Source organism: Trinickia sp. (assembly GCF_057351765.1).
Genome location: NZ_JBMRBK010000069.1, coordinates 73,344 through 98,080, shown reverse-complemented (window position 1 = coordinate 98,080; position 24,737 = coordinate 73,344). Strand labels below are relative to the sequence as shown.

Below are 24,737 nucleotides of genomic sequence, written 5' to 3'. Positions count from 1 at the left end.
TTTTTTGTATTATAGTCACTAATACATCATTGCGAGCGAAACCCTCATGCTGCCCAGACACATCGTTGCTTTGTACATCGCCGCCGGCCTCTTGACAGGGTGCGCGGTCGGCCCCGATTACGTCCGGCCTGACGTATCCATGCCCGAGCAGTTCCAGGGCCAGGCCGCGGTCGATCACCGGCACGCGGCTGCGAGCGCCGACCTGACCACGTGGTGGACCGGGTTCGGGGATCCGCAACTGACGCGATTCGTCGCGCTTGCATTGGAACAGAATCTCGACCTCGCGCAGGCCTCCGCTCGCGTCGCGCAGGCACGCGCCGGACTTGGCGCGGCGAATGCCGCGTTGCTTCCCTCCGCCAATGTCAGCGGTCAGGCCGAGAGAGTTTACCAATCCGTCGAAACGCCGCTGGGGCGGATCTTGAATTCGACGCCCGGTTTTGACCGCCACGGCAACCAATACGAAGCCGATCTCACCGCCAGTTGGGAGGTGGACGTGTTCGGGGGCCTGCGTCGCGGACGAGAAGCGGCGCTTGCCGACTACCAGGCTTCCGAAGCCGGCGCCGCGGCCACGCGATTGGCGGTGGCCGCACAAACCGCCGACATCTACATCACCATCCGTGGCCTGCAAGCCCGTCTGAACGTGGCGCAGCGGCAAGTGCAAACTCAGCAGGATCTGCTTTCGACGATCAATCTTCTGTATGGCAAAGGATTGGCGGCCGAACTCCAGGTCAAGCAGGCTGAAGGCGCGCTTGCTCAGGTGCGGGCCTCGGTCCCGGTGCTCGAAACGGGCCTGGACGCAGCGATGAACGCACTCGACGTCATGGTGGGCGCGCAACCCGGCACGCACCACGCGGAATTGATGGAAACGCGCGACATCCCGGTCGCCCCGCAGATCGCGGCCACGGGGTCGCCGGGCGAATTGCTCAGACGCCGCCCCGACCTCATCGTTGCCGAGCGCCGCCTCGCTGCATCCAATGCGCGTATTGGCGCCGCCATCGCCGAGTACTACCCCAAGCTCTCGCTAAGCGGGCTGATCGGCAGCGCGACCTCCGTGGCCAGTGGCAATCTGTTCACGAGCGGCGCCAATCAAGCGGCCGGCGTATTCGGCCTGCGCTGGCGGCTGTTCGACTTCGGCCGCATCAATGCGCAGATCGACCAGGCCAAGGGCCAGGAGGCCGAGATGTTGGCGGCGTATCGGCTTGCCGCACTCCACGCTACTGAGGACGTGGAGAATGCGTTTTCGGCACTCGTCAAGCGCGAAGATCAGGCGGCTATCCTGGCTCAGGGCGTCGACTCGCTGGGCCGCGCGCGAACGGCCTCGTTCGCGGCCTATCAGAAAGGCGTCGTCAGCCTGATCGAAGTCCTGCAAGCCGATGAAAGCTTGCTACGCGCCTCCGATGAGCGAGCACAGGCACAGACGGAATCGGCACGTGCAGCAGTCGCGGCCTTCAAGGCACTCGGCGGCGGTTGGCAGTCTCGCGGCTCCGAGGCCGTAGCCAGCAAGTAGTCATCGCATCGCTCAAAACCTGGCATCGCCAACGCTGCGTCCACCGGACTCCCTGACGAACAGACGCGCGCATGGATATCTCTCGCGGCCGAACGCGAATTTGGCCACCGTGGCGATCCCACCAGCTTGGGTGGATCGGCAGATCCAGGAGGCTGGCGCCATTGTTCCCACGAGACTGCCACGAAGCCGCGATGGCAATCAACCCATCGTTGATATCGTCAACAAATTTTAATCGCCCGTCGCATCGAAGCCCGGCGAAAAGCGCCTGGGCCGTTGCCCCAGCCTGCGGCCGCGGCCTTGATGCCTGATGTCAGAAACTGTGTATAATTCCTTACACGTGAGGTATCCATGAACACGCTCCCCGAAACCATCCTGCTCCACGCCCGGTCTCTCCCCGAGGGCGGCGTGCTGTCGCCGAAGGAATTCCTGCATCTGGGAAGCCGCGTTGCGGTCGACCAGGCGTTTTCGCGCCTCAGCAAGGCCGGCAAGCTTATGCGCGTGGCGCGCGGCACCTATGTCGCCCCCGTCTCCAGCCGGTTCGGCTCGCGCGCCCCTGCGCCGGGGAAGGTCGTGAAAGCCATGGCCGAGCAAAGCGGCGAAACCATCGCCCCGCACGGCGCCAGTGCTGCGAACGCACTCGGCCTGACCCAGCAGGTGCCGACGCGGGAGGTCTACGTGACGTCGGGACGTACCCGGAAGCTGAAACTCGGACGCTCGGAGTTGCTGGTCAAACACGCCCCCCGCTGGATGCTGGCGCTGGGTAACGGGCCCGCCGGCGCCGCGGTGCGCGCGCTGGCCTGGATGGGGCCGACACATGCCGGCAGATCTCTAGCGGCACTGCACCGCACCCTTCCGGCAACGGAATGGCAAACGCTGACGTCTGCCCGGGCTATCCTGCCGTCGTGGATGGCTCAGGCCATCGGTCAGGAAGCTGCGCATGGCTGAGTACTTCTTCGGTCTTAGCGCGGACGATCGGCGCGAAGCACTGGAATACGCGCGCGATCAAACGGGACGTCCTGCGCACCTGCTTGAAAAGGATGTATGGGTCGTGTGGACACTGCGCGCGCTCTTCGAGTCGCCCTTGTCCGCCGACCTCACCTTCAAAGGCGGTACCTTCCTGTCCAAGGCCTACAAGATCATCGATCGCTTCTCCGAAGACATTGACCTGACCTACGACATTCGCAAGCTGATACCGGATCTGATTGGCGACGGTGACGAACTGCCATCCAGCCGCAGCCGAGCCAGTAAATGGACTCAAGCCGTACGCCACCGGCTTCCGAATTGGATCAGAACGAACGTCCAACCCGTCATTCAGGCATCGCTGGAACGCGATGGCCTCGATGCACAGGTCGAGCTTGGCGGGCCAGAAAACGACAAGTTATTCGTGCGTTACCCTCCCCTCGCAGAGGGGACTGGCTATGTGGCACCGGTAGTCACGCTGGAATTTGGTGCCCGTGCTACTGGAGAACCGCATCAGATCATGCCGATCACGTGCGACATCGACGGACATGTACCTGAGGTGTCGTTTCCAACAGCTTCACCGCTGGTCATGAGCCTCGCCCGGACTTTCTGGGAGAAAGCGACTGCGGCGCACGTGTACTGCGCACAAGGCCGTATCCGTGGCGAACGCTATGCCCGGCATTGGCATGATCTCGCTGCGATTGCACGCAGTGCGTACTTCGACGAAGTCGCGTCCGACCGCGCTGTCTCGACCATGGTCGCCCAGCACAAGTCCATCTTCTTCATCGAGAAAGACGCTAACGGCACGATCATCGACTACACCAACTCAGCGCAGGGACAGCTACGGCTCGTTCCCGAAGGAGATGCGCGCAAAGCCCTTGCCGACGACTACGGCGCCATGTTGGATGACGCAATATTGCTCGGCGACGCTGCAACCTTCGATCAGCTCATGCAGGTATGCGCCGACCTCGAAGGCAAGATAAACAGAAGAGACGTGTGACTGATTAACACGATACTCGAAGCGCTCTTCTCGCTCCCGTGCCGACCAGGTCCAGTAGACCAGGAGACGCACCCTGCAACGCTACTTGCTATTGGGGGCGGGGTTCAGCCGGAATTGGGGTGGCTGGCTCGCAAGTGCGCGGTTTGCGACGATCTGGCTTGGCGTCTCAAGGAGTGCGCCGATCGCTGCCATGGCGGCAGTGATCGCACCCGCCGTCTTTAGCTCGGCGGAACATGTATGGTCGGTTCGGGCCAGTGAAAAAGTCGTCGGCCTGCTGATCGCGTTCGCAGTCCATCGGCGCACGTCGAGTACCTGGATGACGATATCGAGTGGAATCCTGGCCCTCGAACTCATGAAGATGGTTTATTGAAAACCGGCGCACCCATGCTCATTTGTCCGGCTGCAATCGATATGAAACAGATTCTGGTGTACGCCGACTCGCTATCCTGGGGCATTGTTCCCGAAACCCGTCAACGCTTGGCGTTCAACGCGCGCTGGCCCGGCGTGATGGAAAACACTCTGCGTATGCGAGGAGTCGCTATGCGCGTGTTCGAGAACTGCCTGAACGGTCGCAGGACAGCATGGGACGATCCTTTCAAGCCCGGACGCAACGGCATCGTAGGCATTGAGCAAGTGATCGAAATGCACTCGCCTCTCGACTTGGTGATCGTGATGCTCGGCACCAACGATTTCCAGACGGTCCACGACAACACCGTACGGCATTCGGCAGACGGCATCGGCGCATTGATCGATTCTATACGCAGTGCGCCTATAGAACCCGGCATGCCCGTGCCCCCCGTGTTGATCGTCGTGCCGCCGGCTATCAGGGTTCCCGATGGCCCCGTCCTGCCCAAATTCTTCGGCAGCGAAGGCCGGTGCATCGGTTTGGCAGAAGCGTACGGCGATATCGCACGATCGCACGGCTGCATGATTTTCGACGCAGGGACGGTGACGACGACGAGCCACCGAGACGGGATTCACCTCGACGCCGATCAGCATGTGGTGCTCGGCAAAGCCATGGCGGACATCGTCCAAGTTGCGCTCCAACCTCTGCATAGCGAAGAGTCTGCGCTCGTCGGAGCTGAGGACATTCGGCGACGGTGAACGACGAATAACGTCGGTACTTTTGGTTCAACCCGGCATTTCTGCCTTTGATCGCGTGACCGACGCGCTAAGGCTGACAGCGAACAGTCTATTCCTCCGACCGAGGCCAAAATGAAAAGCTCCGCGAGTCCGAGAACTCGCGGGGCTTTGTCACCGCTTATGGCGGAGACGGAGGGATTCGAACCCTCGATCCAGGTTTTAGCCCAGATGCTCCCTTAGCAGGGGAGTGCCTTCGACCTCTCGGCCACGTCTCCCAAACTGTTCGTTAGCGCCGGGAGGCAGCGCAACGAGTCCAAGATGATAGCGGGAACAGCGGAATCGGTCAATTTTTACGATGCACTTTTTTCCGCATCGCTTTTGATCCTCGCACCGCCGCCCATGACGATCCAACGACGCGTCGCCGCCCGGCCGCAACCGGGCTCACTCGCACAGCACGCCCTCAGGCTTGATCGAGTTCGAACGCCTTATGAAGCGCGCGCACGGCGAGTTCCATGTACTTCTCGTCGATGAGCACCGAAATCTTGATTTCGGAAGTCGCGATCATCTGGATATTGATGCCCTCTTCCGCCAGCGTACGGAACATCTTGCTCGCGATGCCGACGTGCGAGCGCATGCCCACGCCCACCACCGAAACCTTCGACACCTTCGGATCGCCGACGACTTCCTCAGCGCTTATATGTCCCTTCACGCTGTTGGTGAGAATATCCATCGCGCGCTGATACTCGCTGCGCGGCACCGTGAACGTGAAATCGGTCTTGCCCTGCACGCTCTGGTTCTGAATGATCATGTCGACGTCGATGTTCGCATCCGCCACCGGGCCGAGAATCTGATAAGCGATGCCCGGCTTGTCGGGCACACCCCTCACCGCAATGCGGGCCTCATCGCGCTGAAACGCGATTCCGGAGATGACTGCTTTTTCCATGGTCTCGTCTTCTTCAAAAGTAATCAGCGTGCCCGAGTTCATTTCCTCTTCGAGCGCGATCATCGGATCGGTCAGGCTGGACAGTACGCGCGTCTTGACACGGTACTTGCCGGCGAACTCGACCGAGCGGATCTGCAGCACCTTCGAGCCCAGGCTCGCCATTTCCAGCATTTCTTCGAACGTCACACGGTCGAGACGGCGCGCTTCCTCGACCACGCGCGGATCCGTCGTATAGACCCCGTCCACATCCGTGAAAATCAGGCACTCGTCGGCTTCCAGCGCCGCGGCAATCGCCACGGCCGAGGTGTCCGAGCCGCCACGGCCGAGCGTCGTGATATGACCTTCCGGATCGACGCCCTGAAAGCCCGTGATCACGACGACCTTGCCGGCATCGAGATCGCGCATGATGCGCTCGCTGTCGATCTCGCTGATGCGAGCCTTCGTGAACGCACTGTCCGTTTTGACAGGAACCTGCCAGCCCGCATAACTGACGGCGTCGACGCCCGCGTCCTGAAGCGCGATCGACAACAATCCCACGCTGACTTGCTCGCCAGTCGCGGCGATGACGTCGAGCTCGCGCGGATCGGGCTGGCTCGAGATTTCCTTGGCAAGCCCAAGGAGGCGATTCGTTTCGCCGGACATGGCCGAAGGCACGACGACCAACTTGTGGCCCGCCTGCCGCCATTTCGCGACGCGCTTGGCAACGTTCTTGATGCGCTCCACCGAGCCCATCGAAGTGCCGCCGTATTTATGTACGATGAGTGCCATTGTCGTTCTGAACTAGGAGAGTAATCGCGCCGACGCGCCCCAAAATGCACCCGCGAACATGCCGTTCGGTCACGCGGCCTCGTGAGCGCTCGACGACGACGAAAGATGGCGGTGGAGAGTGGCGTTGTTGTACGCCGGGCCGCGCGGCGGACCCGAAGTGCACACACCGGATGGGGGGCACGACGCGCCGCGCGCGCCGCCGCACGGCAAAATGCAGCGTTCGCGCAAAAGCGCACTGACTGCAAAAAGCGGGTGCAAAAGCGGGGCGGACAAGCGTTCGAGCGTACTAGATCAGGGCATAAAAGACAAGCTCGACCGCGGCGGCGGCCCGCTGCGCTTAGGCAATGAGCAGATCGGCGCGCCACTCGAGCCGCCGGCGCGGCCCACCGCGCTCGCTCGCCGACGTGCGGGGCGCCGTCGCGAATGCGCCGTTGATGCCGAGGTTCGGGACGAACAGCAGCCGCTCACCGAGATAAATGAGCGGCACGTCGCGTTGCCAGGCCGGCACGCCCGCCTCCTGAAAGAGATTCTTGAGCGTACGGGCGGGCGCACCGGGTGCACGGCGCATGCGCTCGCCACCGGTGCGCGGCCGGGCCGTCAGCGGCGCGCTGGCAAGCAGCGCCTCGGGCACGGTGTCGATTCCGGCCTCTCCCGCGGGAACCGGCTCGAAAACAAGCGAGCCCCGCCACTGAGGCAAACGCCAGACTTCGTCGTTTCGCCACACGAGCTCGCACGCCTCTTTGATCGATGCGCTCGCCTGCCCCTCGAAATGGACGCTCGGTTCGCCGCTTTCCCAGTAGATGGCATCGCGGTAAAGCCGCAATCGCGCGCCCGCATGGTCCACGCGCATGGCATGCTCGGCACGCGCCTCGCGCACTTGCCGCAACATTTCGCTCAACCGCGCCGCCGACGGTACCGGCAGCCCGTTCGCACGCATCCACCAGCGCATCGCATTCGCTGCCCGGGCACCGTCGAGCGCCAGCAGTGCGCGCCTCGAAAGCGAACGCCCGTCGTCCTTTCCGATTGCCTTCAGATCGATCTGCGCGAGATCGTCGAGCAGACGTTGCGCACTCGCCGCGTGCGAAGCCGTTCTCGCGAGCGCATCGCGAAAACCCGGGAAATGTACGGTCAGCGCGGGAATGACATCGTGACGCAGCGCATTGCGCGCATAGCGGGTGTCCGCATTCGATTCGTCCTCGACCCAGCGTAGTTCGCGCGAACGCGCATAGCGCTCGAGCTGCGCGCGCAGCAATGCAAGAAAAGGACGCGCACGCCCAATCGTCGCCGTCCCTTCAACGCGATGCGGCGCCATCGCCGCCAGCCCGGCCACCCCCGCGCCCCTCAACAATTGCAGCAGCACCGTCTCCGCCTGATCGTCGGCATGATGCGCAAGCCACAACATGGACACGCGATGCAGCGCACACAGGGCGTCGAGCGCGCGATAGCGCGCATCGCGCGCAGCCGCTTCGAGACTCTCTCCGGGCCGCCGGCGCACTTCGACATAGGTGGCGTCGAAACCGGCACCGAGCGCGCGCGCGGTGCTCTCGCAATGTGCCAGCCACCGATTCGCATTCGGGCTCAGGCCGTGATGAACATGCAACGCAATGCAGCGCTGCGGACCGGCCACACGCACGGCCGCATCCAGCAGTACGGTGGAATCGAGGCCTCCGCTGAATGCGATACCGATCGCCGCATCGCCCGGCACGGTCGAAAGCACACCGCCGAGCGCATCCAGAACGATGCGCTCGGCGGCGGGATCGACGAGAGAAGTCACGGGCTCAGTCGGAAAGGCGCGCGGCTCGCACGCGCTCGAAACGGGATGTCATGACGATGCGCGACTCAAGCGCCGGGCGTCGTCTCCTTGAATTTGCCATACGCCATCAGCCGATCGTAGCGGCGCTCGCGCAGGTCCTGAACGCTCATGCCCTGGAACTGCCGCAGCGAATCGGCGAGCGCGCGGCGCAGGAATGCCGCCATGCCCTTCACGTCGCGATGCGCGCCGCCCAGCGGCTCGTTGACGATTTTGTCGATGAGCCCGAGCGCTTTGAGCCGGTGCGCCGTCAAGCCGAGCGCTTCGGCCGCCTCGGGCGCCTTCGCCGCGCTCTTCCACAGGATCGATGCGCAACCTTCCGGCGAAATGACGGAATAGGTCGAGAACTGCAGCATGAGCACGCTGTCGGCAACGGCGATCGCCAACGCGCCGCCCGAGCCGCCTTCCCCAATCACCGTTGCGATCACGGGCACCTTCAGCTCCGCCATCACATACAGATTGCGGCCGATCGCTTCGGACTGTCCTCGCTCTTCGGCTCCGACGCCGGGATAAGCGCCCGGTGTATCGATGAACGTGAAAAGCGGGAGTCCGAACTTCTCGGCAAGACGCATCAGCCGTTCGGCCTTGCGATAGCCCTCGGGCCGCGGCATACCGAAGTTGCGCGCGGCGCGCTCCTTCGTATCGCGCCCCTTCTGATGGCCGATGATCATGCATGGGTGACCGTTGAAACGCGCCAGACCACCCACGATCGATTGATCGTCCGCGAACGCGCGATCGCCGTGCAGTTCGTGAAAATCGGTGAAAAGCTCGTTGACGTAATCGAGCGTGTAAGGACGCTGCGGATGCCGCGCGATCTGCGAAACCTGCCAGGGTGTCAGATTGGCGTAGAGGTCTTTGGTCAGTTGCTGGCTCTTTTTCGAGAGCCGCTCGATTTCTTCCGAGATGTCGACAGCCGAATCGTCCTGCACGAAGCGTAATTCTTCAATCTTGGCTTCGAGCTCTGCGATGGGCTGTTCGAAATCCAGAAACGTCGTTTTCATAGGTCTCAATCCTGGGGGCTTTCGGCAGCGCGTATTCTAACCGCCACCGTCCACGTCAAAATCGTTCGAATCTATCGAAATGAACCGCCGATAGTTTTTTTATGACTCAGGCGTAGCATCGAGGCTGCGCCACATGTACCAGGTCGCGACGGTACGCCACGGCTCCCAATTGGCCGCCACTTCGCGCGCTTCGCTGCGCGTGACGGGCTCGCCGCTGAAATAATTGACGCTGATCGCGCGAATGAGCCCGAGGTCGTCGAGCGGCAAAACGTCCGGGCGCGACAAGTTGAAGATGAGAAACATCTCGGCGGTCCATCGGCCGATGCCACGGATCTGCGTGAGCTCCGCAATGACGGCTTCGTCCTCCATCGACATCCATTTGTCGACGTGCAGGGCACCGGACACGAAGTGCTGAGCGAGGTCGATCAGATATTCGGACTTGCGCTTCGACAGCCCGCATCCGGTCAGCTTTTCGTGCCCGAGACGGGTGAACTGTTGCGGAGCGAGTTTCGGGCATGCGAGTTCGATGCGTCGCCACACGGCTTGAGCGGCGGGCACCGAAATTTGCTGCCCGACGACGGCACGCGCGAGCGTGACGAACGGATCGCTGCCGTTGATCAAATGCACCGGACCGAATTTCGGAATCAAGCGCTTGAGAATCCGATCGCGCTTGACGAGATCGGCACACGCGCGGTCCCAATACGCGGGGCGAGTCACAGCGGGCTCGAGCCCGGCTATCTGGACCGGCACCGACGCCTGAGCGCTCGTGCCCGCGCGCGTCTTGCGCACGACCTCACCGCCGTCGTCGATGCCACGCTCGAAAGCCTGAATGCCGCCTTCCTCGGTCAACGCACCGTTCGGTTTAGCGCGCGCGCCGCGCGCAGCGGGTGCCTTCGGCTTCGCCGCCGCCTTCGACACATCTTTCGACGCGCGCTTCACTGTCACGCCGCGTTTGACCGGCGCCTTCCTGGCCGTTGTCATCATGCCTCCTGCCTGACGAGTCGGTTAGCGCTTCGCGCAATGCATGTTCATACGCGGCGCCACTCGGTGATCCCGCCCGGTTTGTCCTCAAGGGCAACGCCGGCATCGAGCAACTCGGCCCGAATCCGGTCTGCCTCGGCATACTTTTTCGCCTGCTTCGCAGCGGCACGTTCGGCGATTTTCGCCGCGATTGCCGCTTCGTCTAAATCGAGTCCAACACCGCCCTGCGCCTGCTGCAGGAACACGCGCGGTTCGCGGCCAAGCAGCCCGACCGTTTGCGCGAGCTCACGCAATTGCCGTGCAAGCGCCGCGTCGCGCGTGCGATTGACGACGTTCGCAAGCTCGAAGAGCACGGCAACGGCCACCGGCGTGTTGAAGTCGTCATTCATGGCCGCGCGGAACCGCACGGCATGATCTTCATGCCAGTCGAGCGGCGCCCCGTCCGGACCCACGTCCTTCAATGCCGTGTAAAGGCGCGTGAGCGCAGCACGCGCATCGTCGAGGTGCACGTCGCTGTAATTGAGCGGCGAGCGATAGTGCGCGCGCACGATGAAAAACCGTACGACTTCGGGATCGTACTTCGCCAAAACATCGCGAATCGTAAAGAAGTTGCCGAGGGACTTCGACATCTTCTCGTTGTCGATCTGAACGAACCCGTTGTGCATCCAGTAGTTGACGAACGTCTGCCCCGTCGCGCCCTCGCTTTGTGCGATTTCGTTCTCGTGGTGCGGAAACTGCAGATCCTGACCGCCGCCGTGCAGATCGAAGTGTTCGCCGAGCAGCGTGCAACTCATGGCCGAACATTCGATGTGCCAGCCGGGGCGCCCGCGCCCGTACGCCGAATCCCAGCTGGAATCCGCCGGCTCTTCGGGCTTCGCACGTTTCCACAGCGCGAAATCGAGCGGATCGTCTTTCGCTTCGTTCGCGGCAACGCGCTCGCCCGCGCGCAGATCTTCGAGAGACTTGCCCGACAACGCGCCGTAATGTGCGAATTTGCGCACCGCGTAATTGACGTCGCCATCCTTCGCGCGGTAAGCATAGCCATTTGCCTCGAGCTTCTCGATCATGCCGAGCATCTGCGCAATGTGATCGGTCGCGCGCGGCTCGAGATCGGGGCGCGCGACGCCAAGCGCATCGGCATCCTCGTGCATCGCCGCGATGAAGCGGTCGGTCAATGCTTTGATCGGTTCGCCGTTTTCGACTGCGCGCCGAATGATTTTGTCGTCGATGTCGGTGATGTTGCGCACATAGGTCACGCGAAATCCGAGCGTGCGTAGCCAGCGTTGCACGATATCGAACACCACCATCACGCGCGCGTGTCCGACATGACAGTAGTCGTAGACCGTCATCCCGCAGACGTACATCCGTACTTCGCCTGCACGGCGCGGCACGAAAGCTTGCTTGTCACGCGCGAGCGTGTTGTAGATGCGCAGTGATTCCATAGAGACGATGAGCGAGCCCCGAGCCATCCCCGCGAGATGGGCGACGCGCAGGCGGCGCGGCGGGCGGGTGACCGCTCGGCGCCGCGATCAGACTGCGATCGGGGCAAGGACGACCACGACTGGCGGAAGACCGTTCGCCCGTTCGATGAAACGAGCAAACGTTTTGTTAGAATGGGCCGGAGTATAACATCTCGACCTCAGCCTATGAAACCTTCAAGCGGCCGCACCGAGCGCATCGCGGCCCTCGCCGCCATCGCCCTCTTCGGCGTTGCTCTCGCGGTATTGCCGGCCACGGCGTCGCATGCGCAAACCACGCACGCGACGCGCGACGAGACGCCGCAAGCCGACTCGTCCATCGCGGCGCAAAATTGGAATGCGGCCCTCTCCGAGCTCGACGCGCGAATCGCATCGAACCCGCGCGACGCGCAAGCAAAATTCAAACGCGGCACCGTACTCGCACATTTGAATCGCGATAGCGAGGCCATCGAACAATTCGTCGAACTCACTCAGGCGTACCCCGAACTGCCTGAGCCTTACAACAATCTCGCGGCGCTCTACGCGAAAGCTGGTCGCTACGACGACGCGCGCGTCGCGCTCGAAACGGCGGTCAAGGCGAATCCCGGGTATGGCCTTGCCTACGAGAATCTGGGCGATCTTTATCTGCGGATGTCGGCCGAAGCCTACAAGCGCGCGCAACGGCTCGGCCGCACGAGCGGCGCAACGAACGCGCGCCTTGCCGATATCGAACGCATCGTCGCCCCGCGCGCCGCGAAAAAGCCGCTAGCACGCGCCGCGGCAACGGCGGCCCCCGCGTCGACGGTCGCGGCGCCCGACGCCCCTCCGCTCACGACAGGTTCCCCGAGTCCGTTTGCGCCCGCCCCTTACATCGCGCCGTCGAACTGAGCGCGGTTTTTCTTTTTTTCCACGCATGAGGATGCTCATGAAACGCTTCTGGTTGGCGCTAGGCAGCGCCGCTCTGATCGCGAGTGCGCCCGCGCTCGCGCAAACGGCTTCTTCCGCCGCGCACCCGCAAGTGCTGTTGAAGACGAGCGAGGGCGATATCCGCGTCGAGCTCTATCCCGACAAAGCGCCGAAGACGGTCGCGAACTTTCTCGACTACGTCAAATCCGGCCAGTACAGCGGCACGATCTTCCACCGCGTGATTCGCGGCTTCATGGTTCAAGGCGGCGGCTTCACCACCGGCTATGAGGAAAAACCGACGCGTGCGCCGATCCCGCTCGAAAGCCGCAACGGTCTGAAGAACGTAGCGGGAACGATCGCGATGGCGCGCACGAGCGATCCGAACTCGGCTACCGCCCAGTTCTTCATCAATACGGTCGACAACGACGGGCTCGACTATCCGAAACCGGATGGCAACGGCTATGCCGTCTTCGGCAAGGTCGTCTCGGGCATGGATGTCGTGAAGAAAATCGAGGCCACCCCCACCACGACGCGCGGCCCGATGGCCGATGTGCCGCAAAAACCGATCGTGATCGAGTCGGCAAGCGTCGTTTCGAAATAACGCTCCACCCGCCGCCGGCAGGTCGCCGCGCGGCATTTCTCAAGCGAAGGAATTCATCATGGTCGAACTGCATACGAACCACGGCGTCATCAAGCTCGAACTCGATGCCGAAAAAGCGCCGAAGAGTGTCGAGAACTTTCTCAACTACGTGAAGAAGGGACACTACGACAACACGGTCTTTCACCGCGTAATCGACGGATTCATGATCCAGGGCGGCGGCTTCGAACCGGGCATGAAGCAAAAGCCGACCGATGCGCCGATCGCCAACGAGGCGAACAACGGCCTGAAGAACGTGACGGGGTCCGTCGCGATGGCTCGGACGAACGATCCGCACTCAGCCACTGCGCAGTTCTTCATCAACGTCAACGATAACGACTTCCTCAACCACTCGTCGCCGACGCCGCAAGGCTGGGGTTACGCGGTGTTCGGGCGGGTGGTCGAAGGACTCGACATCGTCGAGAAGATCAAGAAGGTGAAGACGAGTTCGAAGGGCTTCCATCAGGACGTCCCCGTCGACGATGTCATCATCGAAAAAGCAGTCGTCGTCGATTGAACACGAGCGTCATCCGTGCGGGCGTTTCGTCGCGTCAAGACGGGCCGCCCCGCAGCAATGAATCGACCGTGCCGGCCGAGCACGTGCATACGCGCGGCCATGCGCCGCGTCCGCTGCTGTTCATCTCCGATCTGCATCTGAGTCCGCACATTCCGCGTACGGTCGCGGCCTTCGAGCACTTCATTCTCATGACCGCGGACAGTGCGGATTCCGTCTTCGTGCTCGGCGATCTGTTCGAGTATTGGATTGGCGACGATATGCTCAGGGTCGATCCGTTCGCCGCGCGCATCGCCGAGGTGCTGCATACGCTCTCCGAGCGCGGGATCGCGCTTTACATCATGCATGGGAATCGGGATTTTCTGCTCGGCAAGCGCTTCATGCGCGCCGCCGGCGCGATCTGGCTGCCCGATCCGTTCGTGATGACGGCTTTCGGCGCGCGCATCGTGCTCGCCCATGGCGATGCGCTGTGCACCGCGGATCACAAGTACCAGACGTTCCGTCGGCTCGCGCGTTGGCGCGCCGCGCAACTGCTGTTCCTGGCCTGGCCGCTCAAATGGCGGCAGGCGCTCGCCGAACGGATGCGCGTGTCGAGCGAAGCAGGCCGCACGCGGCCGCCGTCACCGCTTTACGACGTCACGACGAAGGGCGTGGCGGCGCTTTTCAAGGCTAGCGGGACAACCACGATGATCCATGGCCATACGCACAAGCCCGCATGCCATCAGGGAACAGAAGGCACCCGCTGGGTGCTGCCCGACTGGGATCTCGACCACGGCGCACGGCGCGGCGGATACCTGCGCGTCGACGCCGAGGGCATTCGGGCATTGCCGCTCGACTGACCGCGTCCGGCCGCGCCCGCCTTTCGCTCAAGGTTGGGCGACCTTGCCTTCGATCGCCGCGGAGATGCGGCGCAGTTCCGATAGCGCACCATCGGCGCCATCGAGCGCCTGCAGACGCTCGCCCAAACGTTCGAGCGCCGCGACGACTTCATCGACGCGCTGGCTTTCTTTGGCAGCATGGTCGATGAGCCCGTGCAGCGCGAGCGAGTAGGGATCCTCGGCGTTCGGCGTAATGCCGTAGGCACAAAACGCGGTGCGCTCCGGCGTGCTTGCGACCGTCGGTCTTGCATCGGCCGCCACGACGATGCGGGCCGGATTGCCAACCGCCGTACCGCCGGCCGGCACCGGTTTGACGACGACCGCATTCGAGCCGATCTTGGCTTCGGCACCCACGGTGAACCCACCCAGCACCTTGGCACCGGCGCCCACGATGACGCCCCGCTCGAGCGTCGGATGCCGTTTTGCACCGCGGGTCAGCATCGTGCCGCCGAGCGTGACGCCCTGATAGATCGTGCAATCGTCCCCTACCTCGGCCGTCTCGCCGATGACGACGCCCATCCCGTGGTCGATGAAAACGCGTCGACCGATCGTCGCACCTGGATGAATCTCGATGCCGGTCAGAAAGCGGGCGAACTGCGAGATGGCGCGCGCGAGCCAGCGGCGTCCGGCTTGCCAGCAGACGTGCGCGACCCGATGCAGCACGATCGCATGCAAGCCCGGATAACAGGTGAGGACTTCCCAGGCACTGCGCGCGGCCGGATCCCGCTCCCGAATGGAGGCAATGTCTTCGCGAAGTCTCGTGAACATATGAATGGCTCGCTCGAAAAGCCGCGGCTGCGGCGCGCGAAGGCGCGCACATGACCTGCGGCGATTTGCATATGACCGACCGGCCGATTGTAGAGTGAACCGACGCTTTTTGCCCGAGGCGCTTTTTCGCCCTGTTCGTCTCAGGGAGATTGTCGAAACACCGGGGGCCCGGCGGGGGCGCCCCGGTAGAGGCTCGCCTCGCGCGAGCCCGTCGGATCGCGGCTGTCAGTCGCCCGGGCCGGACGTCTTGAGCAAGATGTGCTTGGCGATGCCGCGGACGATGTTGACTTCCTCGCGCTCGAGTCCCGCGCGCGCGAAAAGCCGCCGCAGCCGCGACATCAGCTTCTTGGGGTTCGACGGATCGAGAAACTCCAGCGCAATCAGCGCATTCTCCAGATGCACGAACATCCGCTCGATTTCCTCGCTCGGCGCGCGCGGACCGAGCCCCTCGCCCGACGGTACGTCGACGGTCTCGCCAAGATAGGCGAGCCGCAGCTCGTAGGCGAGCACCTGAACCGCCTGAGCGAGATTGAGCGAGCTGTAGGCGGGATTCGCCGGGATATGTGCGAGCGCACTGCAGCGCTCCACGTGTTCGTTCGACAGCCCTGTGCGCTCGTTACCGAAGACGAACGCGACATCGCCTTGTGCGGTATGGCGACATGCCTCGCTTGCCGCGGTACGCGGCGCCATCTGCGGCGGACCGTACTCGCGCGTGCGCGCCGTCAGCGCCACCGACCACTGCACGCCGGCCAAGGCCTCGCCAAGCGTCGGAACGATGGTTGCGCAGGCGAGCACGTCGTCCGCGCCGCTCGCCATCGCGATGGCTTCGGCATCCGTCTTCACATGACCGACGCGGGGCGCCACGAGCACCAGCCGTGAAAAACCCATGGTTTTCAAGGCGCGCGCCGCCGCGCCCACGTTACCGGGATGGCTCGGCTCGACGAGCACGAAGAGGGTAGAGGTAAAGCCGCCGTGCGGCCCCGCCGTGGCGGGGTCTATGTCCGGCGTCTGCAACGAACGATGATTGGATGAGTTCAAGATGAGTCGATCGATTCCCAGTGAGACGAGCGGCACACGCGGCATCGCGCCCGGCCGACAGATGCGCTTATGGTATCGCCATGTGACGACCAGGGCCGCGGCGAATGTCCCAAGACGGCCGTGCACGCGTTCGCTGTCCTCGCCGGAGCGCCGCGCCGCGGTCGCTTCCTGGTAAAATCACGTCCATTCGCGCGCGGCGGGCCGAACATAGTGCGATCGGCCGCGTGCGCTCCGCTCTTCTTCAATTCGTCTTCGTCGACGGAATCCGCGCCCGGCGCGCATTCCGGGCGGTTTTGGCCCCATCGCGGCGGCGTCGGCGCCTCGCGGAAAAAGGAATCTGTTCATGCATCCTATGCTCAATATCGCTGTCAAGGCCGCTCGCCGCGCCGGGCAGATCATCAACCGGGCATCGCTCGATCTCGACCTCATCCAGGTCAGCAAAAAACAGCACAACGATTTCGTCACGGAGGTCGACAAGGCGGCGGAAGCAGCGATCATCGATACGCTGAAGACCGCCTACCCCGATCACGCGATCCTCGCCGAGGAATCGGGCCGCTCGGAAAACGAATCCGATTTCCAATGGATCATCGATCCGCTCGACGGCACGACGAATTTCATTCACGGGCTGCCCTACTACTGTGTATCGATCGCGTTGGCCCACAAGGGCATCGTTACCCAGGCGTGTGTGTACGACCCCACTCGCAACGATCTTTACACCGCCTCGCGCGGCCGCGGCGCCTATCTGAACGACCGGCGCATTCGCGTCGGCCGCCGCGACCGGCTCGCCGATGCGTTGATCGGTACGGGGTTCCCGTTTCGCGAGAACGATCGGCTCGAAGCCTACTGCCGCCTGTTCGCGGAAATGACGCGCTCGTGCACGGGGCTGCGCCGGCCGGGCGCGGCGGCGCTCGATCTCGCGAACGTCGCAGCGGGTCGGCTGGACGGCTTTTTCGAGCAAGGCATCAGCGCCTGGGACATGGCAGCAGGCAGCCTGCTCATCACGGAGGCGGGCGGGCTCGTCGGCAATTACACGGGCGATTCGGAGTTCCTCCATGTCGGCGAGATCGTCGCAGGCAACCCGAAGATCTACGCTCAAATGGTGCCCATTCTCTCGCCGTATAGCCGGCGAGCACAGCAAGACTGACGGCGACCGAGGGCGCCGGTCCGCGTGCGCGGAGCGGTCAGGCCAACGTCAGGTCATGTAACGGGGGCGGCTGCGGCCGCCCTTTGCTTTTTTGTCCTCCATCCGCGTGCCATCGTCGCCGTTGCTGCCCATGAAGAAAGGCTTTTACACGATCATTGCCGCTCAGTTCGTCTCGTCGGTTGCCGATAACGCGCTGCTCATCGCAGCGATCGCACTGCTGTTCGCCATGCGTGCCGCGAATTGGGTCACGCCTTTGCTGCAGATCTTCTTCACGGCGTCCTACGTGCTGCTTGCCCCGTTCGTCGGCGCATTCGCCGATGCCCTGCAAAAGCGCCATGTCATGTTCACGGCCAATGCGGCCAAGGCCATCGGCTGTGCAATGATGATCGCCGGCGTGCATCCGATCGTCGCCTACGGCGTGGTCGGTTTCGGCGCGGCGGCCTACTCGCCCGCCAAGTACGGCATCCTCACCGAGCTGCTGCCGGCCGAGCGGCTCGTTGCGGCCAATGCCTGGCTCGAATCCGCAACCGTGCTCTCGACCATTGCCGGCACCGCGCTGGGCGGCGCGCTCGTCAGCGCCTATGTCGAGCACGCTATCGCGGGCATGCACTTGCCGTTGATACCACATGCGCCACAGTTCGCCATGTTCGCCGTCATGTCGGTGTACGGGCTGGCCGCGCTCATCAACATCGGGATTCCCGATACGGGCGCCCGGTATCCGAACCGCCTGCGCGAGCCCGGCCGGCTGCTCACCGACTTCCTCCAATGCTTCAACACGCTATGGGTGGACAAGCTGGCCCAGATCCCGCTGGCAGTGACGACGCTGATGTGGGGCGGCGCGGTCACGCTCCAGTTGCTCGTGCTCAAGTGGGCCGCCGTCAATCTCGGCCTGACGCTCTCGAAAGCCGCACTGATGCAGGGTGCAACGGGCATCGGCATCGCTCTGGGCGCCGCGGCCGCCGCAGCATGGGTACCTCTCGCGCGTTCGCTACGCGTGCTGCCGGTCGGCGTGTGGGCCGGCCTCGTGACGGCAGCGATGGCGTTCTACGGTAAAGGGCTTTTCCCCGCTTCCGCAGGCGCTCATTTGGGCAGCGCTTTCGTGCCGCTTTACGTTCTGCTCGCCTATCCGCTGATGATCGGCCTCGGCGGCCTGGCCGGCTTTTTCGTGGTGCCGATGAACGCCCTTTTGCAGCATCGCGGCGCGACGCTCGTGACGGCCGGCCATTCGATCGCCGTACAGAACTTCAATCAGAACATTGCAGTGCTGTTGATGCTCGGCGCGTATGCCCTGCTGCTCGCGGCGAAGATGCCGGTGCAATGGATCATCGTCGCGTTCGGCGCGTTCGTCTGCGCCATGATCTGGCTCGTAAAGCGGCACGGCGATGCCACCGCGCGGCATCTGGACATCGCGGCGATGATCGACGAATGAGCCGCAATGCCCGCCGCCGGTCAAACGGGTCACGCGCAGCAGCGAAATCCGGCGAAGATGTCGTTTCTATGCGGCAAATAGAAGTTGCGATACCGAGGGTGCTGCATGCGTTCGCGGGTCACGAACGAGCCTCCGCGAACCGACCGGTGGCTACCGAACCACGGCACCGAGTATTCCTGGTAGGGATCGGCGGAAAACTCCGCGTACGGCAAAAACGAATCGGATGTCCACTCCCACACCGAACCGCCCCAGTCGATGAGCTCACGCGTGGCCGCGTATTCCCATTCCGCCTCCGTCGGCAAACGCTTGCCCGCCCAGCGGCAATACGCTTCGGCCTCGAAGGCATTGACATGGCATACGGGCAACTCGAGCGGCAGCGGCACCCATTCGCCGAACCAGCGCCATTCCCATTGGCCGGAGCGGCCAGCCACGGCTGCTTCGCCGGCCGAACGCCAGCGCGCTGGATGAGCGAGGCCGCTTTGCCGCAGCCACGCGGTCCCGGATGCGGACCACCATTGCGGGTCGAGGTATCCGCCACTGTCCACGAATTGCGCGAAGGCCCCATTGCTGACACACGTTCGATCGATTCGGAACGGGGGGACATCGACCGGATGCGCCCACTTTTCGTTGTCGAAGACGAATCCTTGCCCGGGCTGCGACCCCATCGCGAACGTTTCCCCACCCGCCGCTGCGGCCCCCGCGTTAGAGCGTACCGCAGGCAGGACGAGCGGCGCGTGCGGCGGGTAGTCGAGCGTCTGGCGCATGTAAGTCAGCGCTTCCGCGTGCATGTCCTCGTGGAACAATGCAAGCCTGAAAAAATAGAGATCTCGATCCGTTTCCTCCGCCGCGTGCAGCGCGGCAAGGACCTGCTCCAGCACATCAGCGACATACTGGCGTATTTCGGCATGCGACGGTAACGCCAGATGCCAGCGATCCTGATGTGCCACGCGCATCGAATCGAAAAGGCCATCCGCCTGCTCCATCGTGGAAGGCAAAGTCGCGCTCAGGCGGCCATCCGGGTCCGGGCGCGGCGCCCTGAGCACCCAATGCTCCGTAAACCACGCGATGTGTGCATACTCCCACAAGGGCGGGTTGATGCCGCGGTCGTAGCGGACCTGCCATTGGGACGGCGACAGTTCCCGAAGGACGTCCCAGGTTCGCCGGTGCGCATCGGCGAATGCCGCGGCCAGCTCGACCTTACCGATGTGTCTTGCCGCTATTCCCTCAGAGCCGAGTGTCATGCGTCCTCCGAAGCCAACCGTTGCGATTATCAGCCCGGCGCTGCGCAAAGCCAACAACGGCAATTGGCAAACCGCTCATCGCTGGTCCCGGTTTCTGCGCGCCGGCTACGATGTCACGCTGGCGAGCGAATGGGCGGGGCCCACTGCGGGCGACCTGGCGCCCGCATGCCTGATCGCGCTGCATGCACGGCGCTCGGCCGACGCCGTCGCGCGATTCGCCGATGCCTGCCCGAAACGCCCGTTGATCGTGGTACTCACGGGAACGGACCTTTACCGGGACATCCGCAGCGATCCTGCCGCGCAGCGTTCCCTCGAGCTCGCGACGTATCTCGTGGTGCTGCAAGACGAAGGCCCGTTCGAGCTGTCCGCCGCTCATCGCGGGAAGTGCCGTGTGATCTATCAATCCGCAATCGCGTGCCATTCTCACGCCGTGGATTCCGAATACTTCGACGTCGTACTCGTCGGCCATATGCGGCCGGAAAAGGATCCGCTGACCGCCATGCGGTCTCTCGCCCTTCTTCCCGACGATTCGCGCATACGCATGACTCATGTCGGCGGTGCGCTCGACGATGAATATCTGCGCGCAGTCCAGGCGCTGCAAGCGCAAACATGGCCGCTCGGCGAGCGCTATTCGTGGCTGGCGAATCTGCCGCATGCCGAGACGCGGCGACGCATCGCCGGCGCGCAAGCGCTGGTGATTTCTAGCGTCATGGAAGGCGGCGCCAACGTCATTGTCGAAGCGATCACGAGCGGCGTACCCGTGTTGGCGAGCCGCATCCCGGGCAATATCGGGATGCTGGGCCGCGATTACGAAGGCTATTTCCCGCCCGGCGACGCCGTGCAGCTGGCGGAACTACTCCAGCGCGCAAGCCAGGACATCGGCTTTCTGACGCGCCTGCGCCAACAGTGCGCGCAACGCGCGCCGCTTTTCGCGCCTGCGCGGGAGCGCGCCGAAGTGATTAAACTTGTGGCCGACGCCCTGCGCCCGACATAACCGGAGACCTCTCGTGAATCAGCCAGCCAACGCAACGATCAAACTCACATCGCTCTCCCACGGCGGCGGATGCGGATGCAAAATTGCCCCGGGCGTGCTGTCCGAAATTCTGAAGAATTCGATGCGGCTGCCCGCTCCGGCAGCACTCCTCGTCGGCAAGGAAACCAGCGATGACGCCGCTGTCTACAAGCTCAACGAAAGCCAGGCGCTGATCGCCACTACGGACTTCTTCATGCCGGTGGTCGACGATCCATACGACTTCGGGCGTATCGCCGCCACCAACGCCATCTCCGATGTCTATGCAATGGGTGGAACGCCCATCATGGCGCTCGCACTGGTGGGTATGCCCATCGACAAGCTGCCGACCGAAGTCATCGCCAAAATCCTGGAGGGCGGGGAATCGGTCTGCGCGCAAGCCGGCATTCCTGTCGCCGGCGGCCATACGATCGACTCCGTCGAACCGATTTATGGGCTCGTGGTGCTGGGGCTCGTGCATCCCGATCGAGTCAAGAAAAACGACGCCGCCCAGCCTGGGGACAAGCTGATCCTGGGCAAACCGCTTGGCGTGGGCGTACTATCCGCGGCGGTCAAGAAAGACAAACTCGATGAGGCCGGCTATCGGGCGCTGATCGCGTGCACCACGCAGCTCAATACTCCGGGACGGCGGCTCGCCGATGTGATGGACGTCCATGCGCTGACCGACGTCACCGGCTTTGGTCTGCTCGGCCATTTGTTGGAACTTTGCCGCGGCGCGGGTCTGGGCGCGAGCTTGAACATGGATCGCATTCCGTTGCTGCCCGGCGTGCTCGAACTCGCGAGTGCCGGCATGGTGACCGGAGCGTCGGCGCGCAATTGGGCGAGCTATGGCGATGCGGTGGACTTGGCCTCGTCGATCACGCCCAGCCTGCAAGCGCTCCTGACCGATCCTCAAACGAGCGGTGGTCTGCTCGTGTCCTGCGCACCGAGCACCGCGGACGCGATTCTCGATATTTTCCGCAGCGAAGGATTCGAAGACGCGGCCGTGATCGGCGAGATGATCCCAGGTCCCGCCCGGGTCGCCGTGGCATAAGCCGGTTTCGCATCAACCGTTCACTCAACCCTCATTGGATTTCGGCGCATCATGCCCTTCATCGCCCTCTGGCCCATCCTCAAACGCATTGTCGCAATCGCCCTCTTTGGGCTTGTTTTTCTCACGCCCGCCAGGGCACAGCAGCATGTGCTGAGGGTGTCGGCCATCCCCGACGAATCGCCGACCGAACTACAGCGCAAGTTCGCGCCACTCGGGAAATACCTCGAGAAGAAAACGGGAATGAAGGTCGAGTTCGTGCCGGTCACGGACTATGCGGCGGTAGTCGAGTCGCTGGCGACCGGAAAAATCGACCTCGCCTGGTTGGGCGGCTTTACCTACGTACAAAGCAAGATCCGCACGAATGGCGCAACCGTGCCCATCGTACAACGGCAGGAAGATGCGACGTTCACCAGTAAGTTCATTACGGCTGTCCCTGGCATCAAATCGTTAGCGGACCTGAAGGGCCACACGTTCGTCTTCGGCGCGCCGTCATCGACATCCGGCCATTTGATGCCGCGTTATTTCCTGCTGCAAGCGGGCATCGATCCCGACAAGGACTTCAAGACGGTGGCGTTTTCGGGCGCGCACGACGCAACCGCCGCTTTCGTCGAGTCCGGCCGGGCTGACGCGGGCGTGCTCAACGCATCCGTGTGGGACAAGCTGGTCGAGCAGCACAAGGTGGATCCGACGAAGGTCAGAGTATTCGCCGTGACACCGCCCTACTACGATTACAACTGGACCGTGCGCGGCGGGCTCGATCCGGCCTTGCGCAAGACTTTGACCGAAGCTTTCCTCCGCCTGGATCCGCACGATCCCGAGCAACGGGCCATCATGGCGTTGCAACGGACCGTCAAGTTCATTCCGACCAAGCCGGAAAACTATGCCGGCATCGAAGCCGCGGCTCGCACCGCGGGCCTCATCAAGTGAGCTTCCAGCTCGACGCGGTCGGCCTCGGCTACCCCAATGGGCACCGGGCGCTCAGGCAGATCACGATGTCCGCTAAGCGCGGCGAGCGCATTGCGCTCATCGGTCCATCGGGTGCGGGAAAGACTTCGATGCTGCGCTTGCTCGCCACCTCGCTGCGGCCCAGCGAGGGTCGTATCGAGGTCCTCGGGCTCAGCCCGTGGGAGCTGTCGGCGGCACGCCTGCGGCGATTGCGATCGCGCATCGGCATGGTGCACCAGGCGCCCCCCCTGCCGCCGCGCCAACGCGTCGTCACCGCCGTTCTCGCGGGCCGCCTCGGGGCTTGGCCCGGATGGAAGTCTTTGCTCTCTCTGGTCTATCCGCTCGATACGACGGGGGCCGGCGATGAGCTCGCGAGGCTCGAGCTTGCCGATCGCCTGTTCGATCGTTGCGATCGATTGTCCGGCGGTCAGTTGCAGCGCGTCGGCATCGCGCGCGTGTTGTACCAGCGTCCCGATTTGATCCTGGCGGACGAGCCCGTATCGGCCATGGATCCCACGTTGTCCAACCTTGCTCTCGGCGAACTGTGCAAGCAGGCCGACGCGGATGGCGCAGCACTGGTAGCCAGCCTGCATGCGGTCGATCTCGCGCTGCGCTGGTTTCCGCGCATCGTCGGCCTGAGGTCGGGCGAAATCGCCTTCGACTTGCCCGTCGCCCGCGTGAGCGATGGATTGCTGAGAGAACTTTATGCGTCCGAAGGCGACGCTCCGCCGGTACAAGGCAACGACACGCTATCGATCCGCACGACGCGCGGTCCCTCACCACGGACGGCCTGCCAATGATCGCGCATCCCCGCGATCCTCTCGCGCTGCGTCGCGCGTCCACCCTGGTGCTAGCGCTGATCGTGCTGTGGCCGCTCTTGAGGCTGTCGCAATTTCATCCGGCGGCCCTGTTCGAGGCCGGCAATCTGAAGGTCGCAGGACGTTTTCTTCGCCACTTCCTTCCGCCGGACGCTTCGGCGGAGTTTCTGGGCTTGGTCGCCAAGGCCACGGTCGAAACGTTGGCCATCGCCACGGCCGGAATCGCGCTCGCGTTTGTACTCGCCGCACCGCTGGCTGCGGCCATGGCGCGCAACTTGTCGATTTCGCGGATCGGCCCCGGCCGCGGCTATCGAACACGCGCAGTGACGCGCGCCGGCGTGCGCGCCATCGTGCTGCTGCTACGGGGCATACCGGAGCTCGTTTGGGCGCTGGTGTTCGTACGGGTGCTGGGACTCGGGGCCGCCGCCGGCGTGCTGGCGCTCGCAATCACCTATGGCGGCATGCTGGCCAAGGTCTATACGGAAATCCTCGAATCGAGCGACGCGCGCCCCGCACATGCGCTGCTCGGCAGCGGCAGCCCGCGTCTGTCGGCGCTGGCCTATGGGCTGTTACCCAATGCGGCGCGCGAACTCGTGTCTTACACGGTATATCGCTGGGAGTGCGCAATCCGCGCATCGGTGGTCATGGGATTCGTCGGGGCCGGCGGGCTCGGCCAATTGATGGATCAGGCGATGAAGATGCTCGACGGCGGCGAAACGGCGACGATCCTCGTGACGTTTTTGCTGCTCGTGCTGCTCGCGGATGCACTCAGCGCGGGCTTGCGCAAACTGTTGGACTGAGCGATGGCGAGCGAAGCTAAACCGGTCCGCATCTGCACGAAATGCC

At 63.5% G+C, this 24,737-nt stretch carries 24 protein-coding genes and 1 tRNA gene; 16 read left to right on the top strand and 9 right to left on the bottom strand.

Annotation, left to right across the window (positions count from 1 at the left end; translation table 11 throughout):
* Nucleotides 1-46 precede the first annotated feature (46 nt).
* The 5 genes from ACO1XS_RS18740 to ACO1XS_RS18720 all read left to right on the top strand — a co-directional run bounded on the left by ACO1XS_RS18740 (nt 47) and on the right by ACO1XS_RS18720 (nt 4,571).
* Nucleotides 47-1,507 carry an efflux transporter outer membrane subunit gene (locus ACO1XS_RS18740; RefSeq protein WP_486391373.1) on the top strand — a complete coding sequence of 487 codons (1,461 nt, stop codon included), beginning with the start codon at nt 47-49 and terminating at the stop codon, nt 1,505-1,507.
* 348 nt (nt 1,508-1,855) lie between these two features.
* Complete coding sequence (locus ACO1XS_RS18735; RefSeq protein ID WP_331574220.1) at nt 1,856-2,452, top strand: DUF6088 family protein; 597 nt, start codon at nt 1,856-1,858, stop codon at nt 2,450-2,452.
* On the top strand, nt 2,445-3,467 hold the full coding sequence (locus ACO1XS_RS18730; protein ID WP_486391372.1) for a nucleotidyl transferase AbiEii/AbiGii toxin family protein: 1,023 nt from the start codon (nt 2,445-2,447) through the stop codon (nt 3,465-3,467). Before ACO1XS_RS18735 ends, ACO1XS_RS18730 begins: the two co-directional genes overlap by 8 nt.
* Before the next feature lie 85 nt (nt 3,468-3,552).
* On the top strand, nt 3,553-3,837 hold the full coding sequence (locus ACO1XS_RS18725) for an AzlD domain-containing protein (protein WP_331574216.1): 285 nt from the start codon (nt 3,553-3,555) through the stop codon (nt 3,835-3,837).
* Between the two features lie 41 nt (nt 3,838-3,878).
* The gene (locus ACO1XS_RS18720) at nt 3,879-4,571 is read left to right on the top strand and encodes an SGNH/GDSL hydrolase family protein (RefSeq protein WP_331574214.1); all 693 of its coding nucleotides are present in this window, start codon (nt 3,879-3,881) and stop codon (nt 4,569-4,571) included.
* A gap of 160 nt (nt 4,572-4,731) precedes the next feature.
* Here the strand turns inward: ACO1XS_RS18720 and ACO1XS_RS18715 are convergent.
* The 6 genes from ACO1XS_RS18715 to cysS form a co-directional block, all read right to left on the bottom strand.
* Nucleotides 4,732-4,825: transfer RNA gene (locus ACO1XS_RS18715), tRNA-Ser, on the bottom strand.
* A gap of 185 nt (nt 4,826-5,010) precedes the next feature.
* Nucleotides 5,011-6,261 carry an aspartate kinase gene (locus ACO1XS_RS18710; RefSeq protein ID WP_331574212.1) on the bottom strand — a complete coding sequence of 417 codons (1,251 nt, stop codon included), beginning with the start codon at nt 6,259-6,261 and terminating at the stop codon, nt 5,011-5,013.
* A gap of 337 nt (nt 6,262-6,598) precedes the next feature.
* Nucleotides 6,599-8,035: a tRNA lysidine(34) synthetase TilS gene (tilS, locus tag ACO1XS_RS18705; RefSeq protein ID WP_331574210.1), complete on the bottom strand. Its 1,437-nt coding sequence runs from the start codon at nt 8,033-8,035 to the stop codon at nt 6,599-6,601.
* Between the two features lie 65 nt (nt 8,036-8,100).
* Nucleotides 8,101-9,072: an acetyl-CoA carboxylase carboxyltransferase subunit alpha gene (locus tag ACO1XS_RS18700; RefSeq protein WP_331574208.1), complete on the bottom strand. Its 972-nt coding sequence runs from the start codon at nt 9,070-9,072 to the stop codon at nt 8,101-8,103.
* A 99-nt stretch (nt 9,073-9,171) separates the two neighbouring features.
* Entirely contained in the window at nt 9,172-10,056 is an 885-nt protein-coding gene (locus tag ACO1XS_RS18695) for a DNA-3-methyladenine glycosylase family protein (RefSeq protein WP_440562646.1), read from the bottom strand.
* A gap of 44 nt (nt 10,057-10,100) precedes the next feature.
* Complete coding sequence (cysS, locus tag ACO1XS_RS18690; RefSeq protein WP_331574205.1) at nt 10,101-11,495, bottom strand: cysteine--tRNA ligase; 1,395 nt, start codon at nt 11,493-11,495, stop codon at nt 10,101-10,103.
* Between the two features lie 204 nt (nt 11,496-11,699).
* On the opposite strand from cysS, the gene ACO1XS_RS18685 reads away from it, so the two are divergent.
* From ACO1XS_RS18685 to ACO1XS_RS18670, 4 genes are read left to right on the top strand one after another with little or no spacing between them, the layout of a single operon-like run.
* Nucleotides 11,700-12,398, top strand: a complete 699-nt coding sequence (locus ACO1XS_RS18685) for a tetratricopeptide repeat protein (protein WP_331574204.1) — start codon at nt 11,700-11,702, stop codon at nt 12,396-12,398.
* A 37-nt stretch (nt 12,399-12,435) separates the two neighbouring features.
* Nucleotides 12,436-13,017 (top strand): peptidylprolyl isomerase, encoded by a 582-nt coding sequence (locus ACO1XS_RS18680; protein ID WP_486391371.1) that lies wholly within the window; start codon nt 12,436-12,438, stop codon nt 13,015-13,017.
* 58 nt (nt 13,018-13,075) lie between these two features.
* Nucleotides 13,076-13,570, top strand: a complete 495-nt coding sequence (locus ACO1XS_RS18675; protein ID WP_331574201.1) for a peptidylprolyl isomerase — start codon at nt 13,076-13,078, stop codon at nt 13,568-13,570.
* Entirely contained in the window at nt 13,567-14,406 is an 840-nt protein-coding gene (locus ACO1XS_RS18670; RefSeq protein WP_331574200.1) for a UDP-2,3-diacylglucosamine diphosphatase, read from the top strand. Before ACO1XS_RS18675 ends, ACO1XS_RS18670 begins: the two co-directional genes overlap by 4 nt.
* A 27-nt stretch (nt 14,407-14,433) precedes the next feature.
* Here ACO1XS_RS18670 and cysE read toward each other — a convergent pair whose 3' ends face one another.
* Together cysE and ACO1XS_RS18660 are read right to left on the bottom strand one after the other, a co-directional pair.
* Complete coding sequence (cysE, locus tag ACO1XS_RS18665) at nt 14,434-15,213, bottom strand: serine O-acetyltransferase (RefSeq protein ID WP_331574199.1); 780 nt, start codon at nt 15,211-15,213, stop codon at nt 14,434-14,436.
* A 225-nt stretch (nt 15,214-15,438) separates the two neighbouring features.
* On the bottom strand, nt 15,439-16,251 hold the full coding sequence (locus tag ACO1XS_RS18660) for an RNA methyltransferase (RefSeq protein ID WP_486391370.1): 813 nt from the start codon (nt 16,249-16,251) through the stop codon (nt 15,439-15,441).
* Nucleotides 16,252-16,594: 343 nt separating this feature from the next.
* Here ACO1XS_RS18660 and ACO1XS_RS18655 point away from each other — a divergent pair, with 343 nt between their 5' ends.
* Both ACO1XS_RS18655 and lplT read left to right on the top strand, forming a co-directional pair.
* The gene (locus ACO1XS_RS18655; protein WP_331574198.1) at nt 16,595-17,395 is read left to right on the top strand and encodes an inositol monophosphatase family protein; all 801 of its coding nucleotides are present in this window, start codon (nt 16,595-16,597) and stop codon (nt 17,393-17,395) included.
* Nucleotides 17,396-17,525: 130 nt separating this feature from the next.
* Complete coding sequence (gene lplT, locus ACO1XS_RS18650) at nt 17,526-18,824, top strand: lysophospholipid transporter LplT (RefSeq protein WP_486391369.1); 1,299 nt, start codon at nt 17,526-17,528, stop codon at nt 18,822-18,824.
* A 29-nt stretch (nt 18,825-18,853) separates the two neighbouring features.
* On the opposite strand, the gene senA is transcribed toward lplT, so the two are convergent.
* The gene (senA, locus tag ACO1XS_RS18645; protein ID WP_486391368.1) at nt 18,854-20,065 is read right to left on the bottom strand and encodes a selenoneine synthase SenA; all 1,212 of its coding nucleotides are present in this window, start codon (nt 20,063-20,065) and stop codon (nt 18,854-18,856) included.
* Here senA and senB point away from each other — a divergent pair.
* From senB to ACO1XS_RS18620, 5 genes are read left to right on the top strand one after another with little or no spacing between them, the layout of a single operon-like run.
* Nucleotides 20,064-21,059, top strand: a complete 996-nt coding sequence (gene senB / locus ACO1XS_RS18640; RefSeq protein WP_486391367.1) for a selenoneine biosynthesis selenosugar synthase SenB — start codon at nt 20,064-20,066, stop codon at nt 21,057-21,059. The two genes, senA and senB, sit on opposite strands and share 2 nt — an antisense overlap.
* A 13-nt stretch (nt 21,060-21,072) precedes the next feature.
* Complete coding sequence (gene selD / locus ACO1XS_RS18635; protein ID WP_486391366.1) at nt 21,073-22,128, top strand: selenide, water dikinase SelD; 1,056 nt, start codon at nt 21,073-21,075, stop codon at nt 22,126-22,128.
* 51 nt (nt 22,129-22,179) lie between these two features.
* Entirely contained in the window at nt 22,180-23,055 is an 876-nt protein-coding gene (locus tag ACO1XS_RS18630; RefSeq protein ID WP_331574189.1) for a putative selenate ABC transporter substrate-binding protein, read from the top strand.
* Nucleotides 23,052-23,873, top strand: a complete 822-nt coding sequence (locus tag ACO1XS_RS18625) for a phosphonate ABC transporter ATP-binding protein (RefSeq protein WP_331574187.1) — start codon at nt 23,052-23,054, stop codon at nt 23,871-23,873. Before ACO1XS_RS18630 ends, ACO1XS_RS18625 begins: the two co-directional genes overlap by 4 nt.
* Nucleotides 23,870-24,691 carry a PhnE/PtxC family ABC transporter permease gene (locus ACO1XS_RS18620; RefSeq protein WP_331574185.1) on the top strand — a complete coding sequence of 274 codons (822 nt, stop codon included), beginning with the start codon at nt 23,870-23,872 and terminating at the stop codon, nt 24,689-24,691. The genes ACO1XS_RS18625 and ACO1XS_RS18620 overlap by 4 nt, the downstream gene beginning before the upstream one ends.
* Nucleotides 24,692-24,737: the final 46 nt, after the last annotated feature.

Coding starts and splice junctions, on each gene's coding strand:
- senB (WP_486391367.1), top strand. CDS start 20,064: ATGCGTCCTCCGAAGCCAACCGTTGCGATTATCAGCCCGGCGCTGCGC.
- ACO1XS_RS18630 (WP_331574189.1), top strand. CDS start 22,180: ATGCCCTTCATCGCCCTCTGGCCCATCCTCAAACGCATTGTCGCAATC.
- ACO1XS_RS18680 (WP_486391371.1), top strand. CDS start 12,436: ATGAAACGCTTCTGGTTGGCGCTAGGCAGCGCCGCTCTGATCGCGAGT.
- ACO1XS_RS18720 (WP_331574214.1), top strand. CDS start 3,879: ATGAAACAGATTCTGGTGTACGCCGACTCGCTATCCTGGGGCATTGTT.
- senA (WP_486391368.1), bottom strand. CDS start 20,065: ATGACACTCGGCTCTGAGGGAATAGCGGCAAGACACATCGGTAAGGTC.
- ACO1XS_RS18655 (WP_331574198.1), top strand. CDS start 16,595: ATGCATCCTATGCTCAATATCGCTGTCAAGGCCGCTCGCCGCGCCGGG.
- ACO1XS_RS18735 (WP_331574220.1), top strand. CDS start 1,856: ATGAACACGCTCCCCGAAACCATCCTGCTCCACGCCCGGTCTCTCCCC.
- ACO1XS_RS18620 (WP_331574185.1), top strand. CDS start 23,870: ATGATCGCGCATCCCCGCGATCCTCTCGCGCTGCGTCGCGCGTCCACC.
- ACO1XS_RS18685 (WP_331574204.1), top strand. CDS start 11,700: ATGAAACCTTCAAGCGGCCGCACCGAGCGCATCGCGGCCCTCGCCGCC.
- ACO1XS_RS18695 (WP_440562646.1), bottom strand. CDS start 10,056: ATGATGACAACGGCCAGGAAGGCGCCGGTCAAACGCGGCGTGACAGTG.
- ACO1XS_RS18675 (WP_331574201.1), top strand. CDS start 13,076: ATGGTCGAACTGCATACGAACCACGGCGTCATCAAGCTCGAACTCGAT.
- ACO1XS_RS18700 (WP_331574208.1), bottom strand. CDS start 9,072: ATGAAAACGACGTTTCTGGATTTCGAACAGCCCATCGCAGAGCTCGAA.
- cysS (WP_331574205.1), bottom strand. CDS start 11,495: ATGGAATCACTGCGCATCTACAACACGCTCGCGCGTGACAAGCAAGCT.
- ACO1XS_RS18730 (WP_486391372.1), top strand. CDS start 2,445: ATGGCTGAGTACTTCTTCGGTCTTAGCGCGGACGATCGGCGCGAAGCA.
- lplT (WP_486391369.1), top strand. CDS start 17,526: ATGAAGAAAGGCTTTTACACGATCATTGCCGCTCAGTTCGTCTCGTCG.
- ACO1XS_RS18710 (WP_331574212.1), bottom strand. CDS start 6,261: ATGGCACTCATCGTACATAAATACGGCGGCACTTCGATGGGCTCGGTG.
- ACO1XS_RS18740 (WP_486391373.1), top strand. CDS start 47: ATGCTGCCCAGACACATCGTTGCTTTGTACATCGCCGCCGGCCTCTTG.
- cysE (WP_331574199.1), bottom strand. CDS start 15,213: ATGTTCACGAGACTTCGCGAAGACATTGCCTCCATTCGGGAGCGGGAT.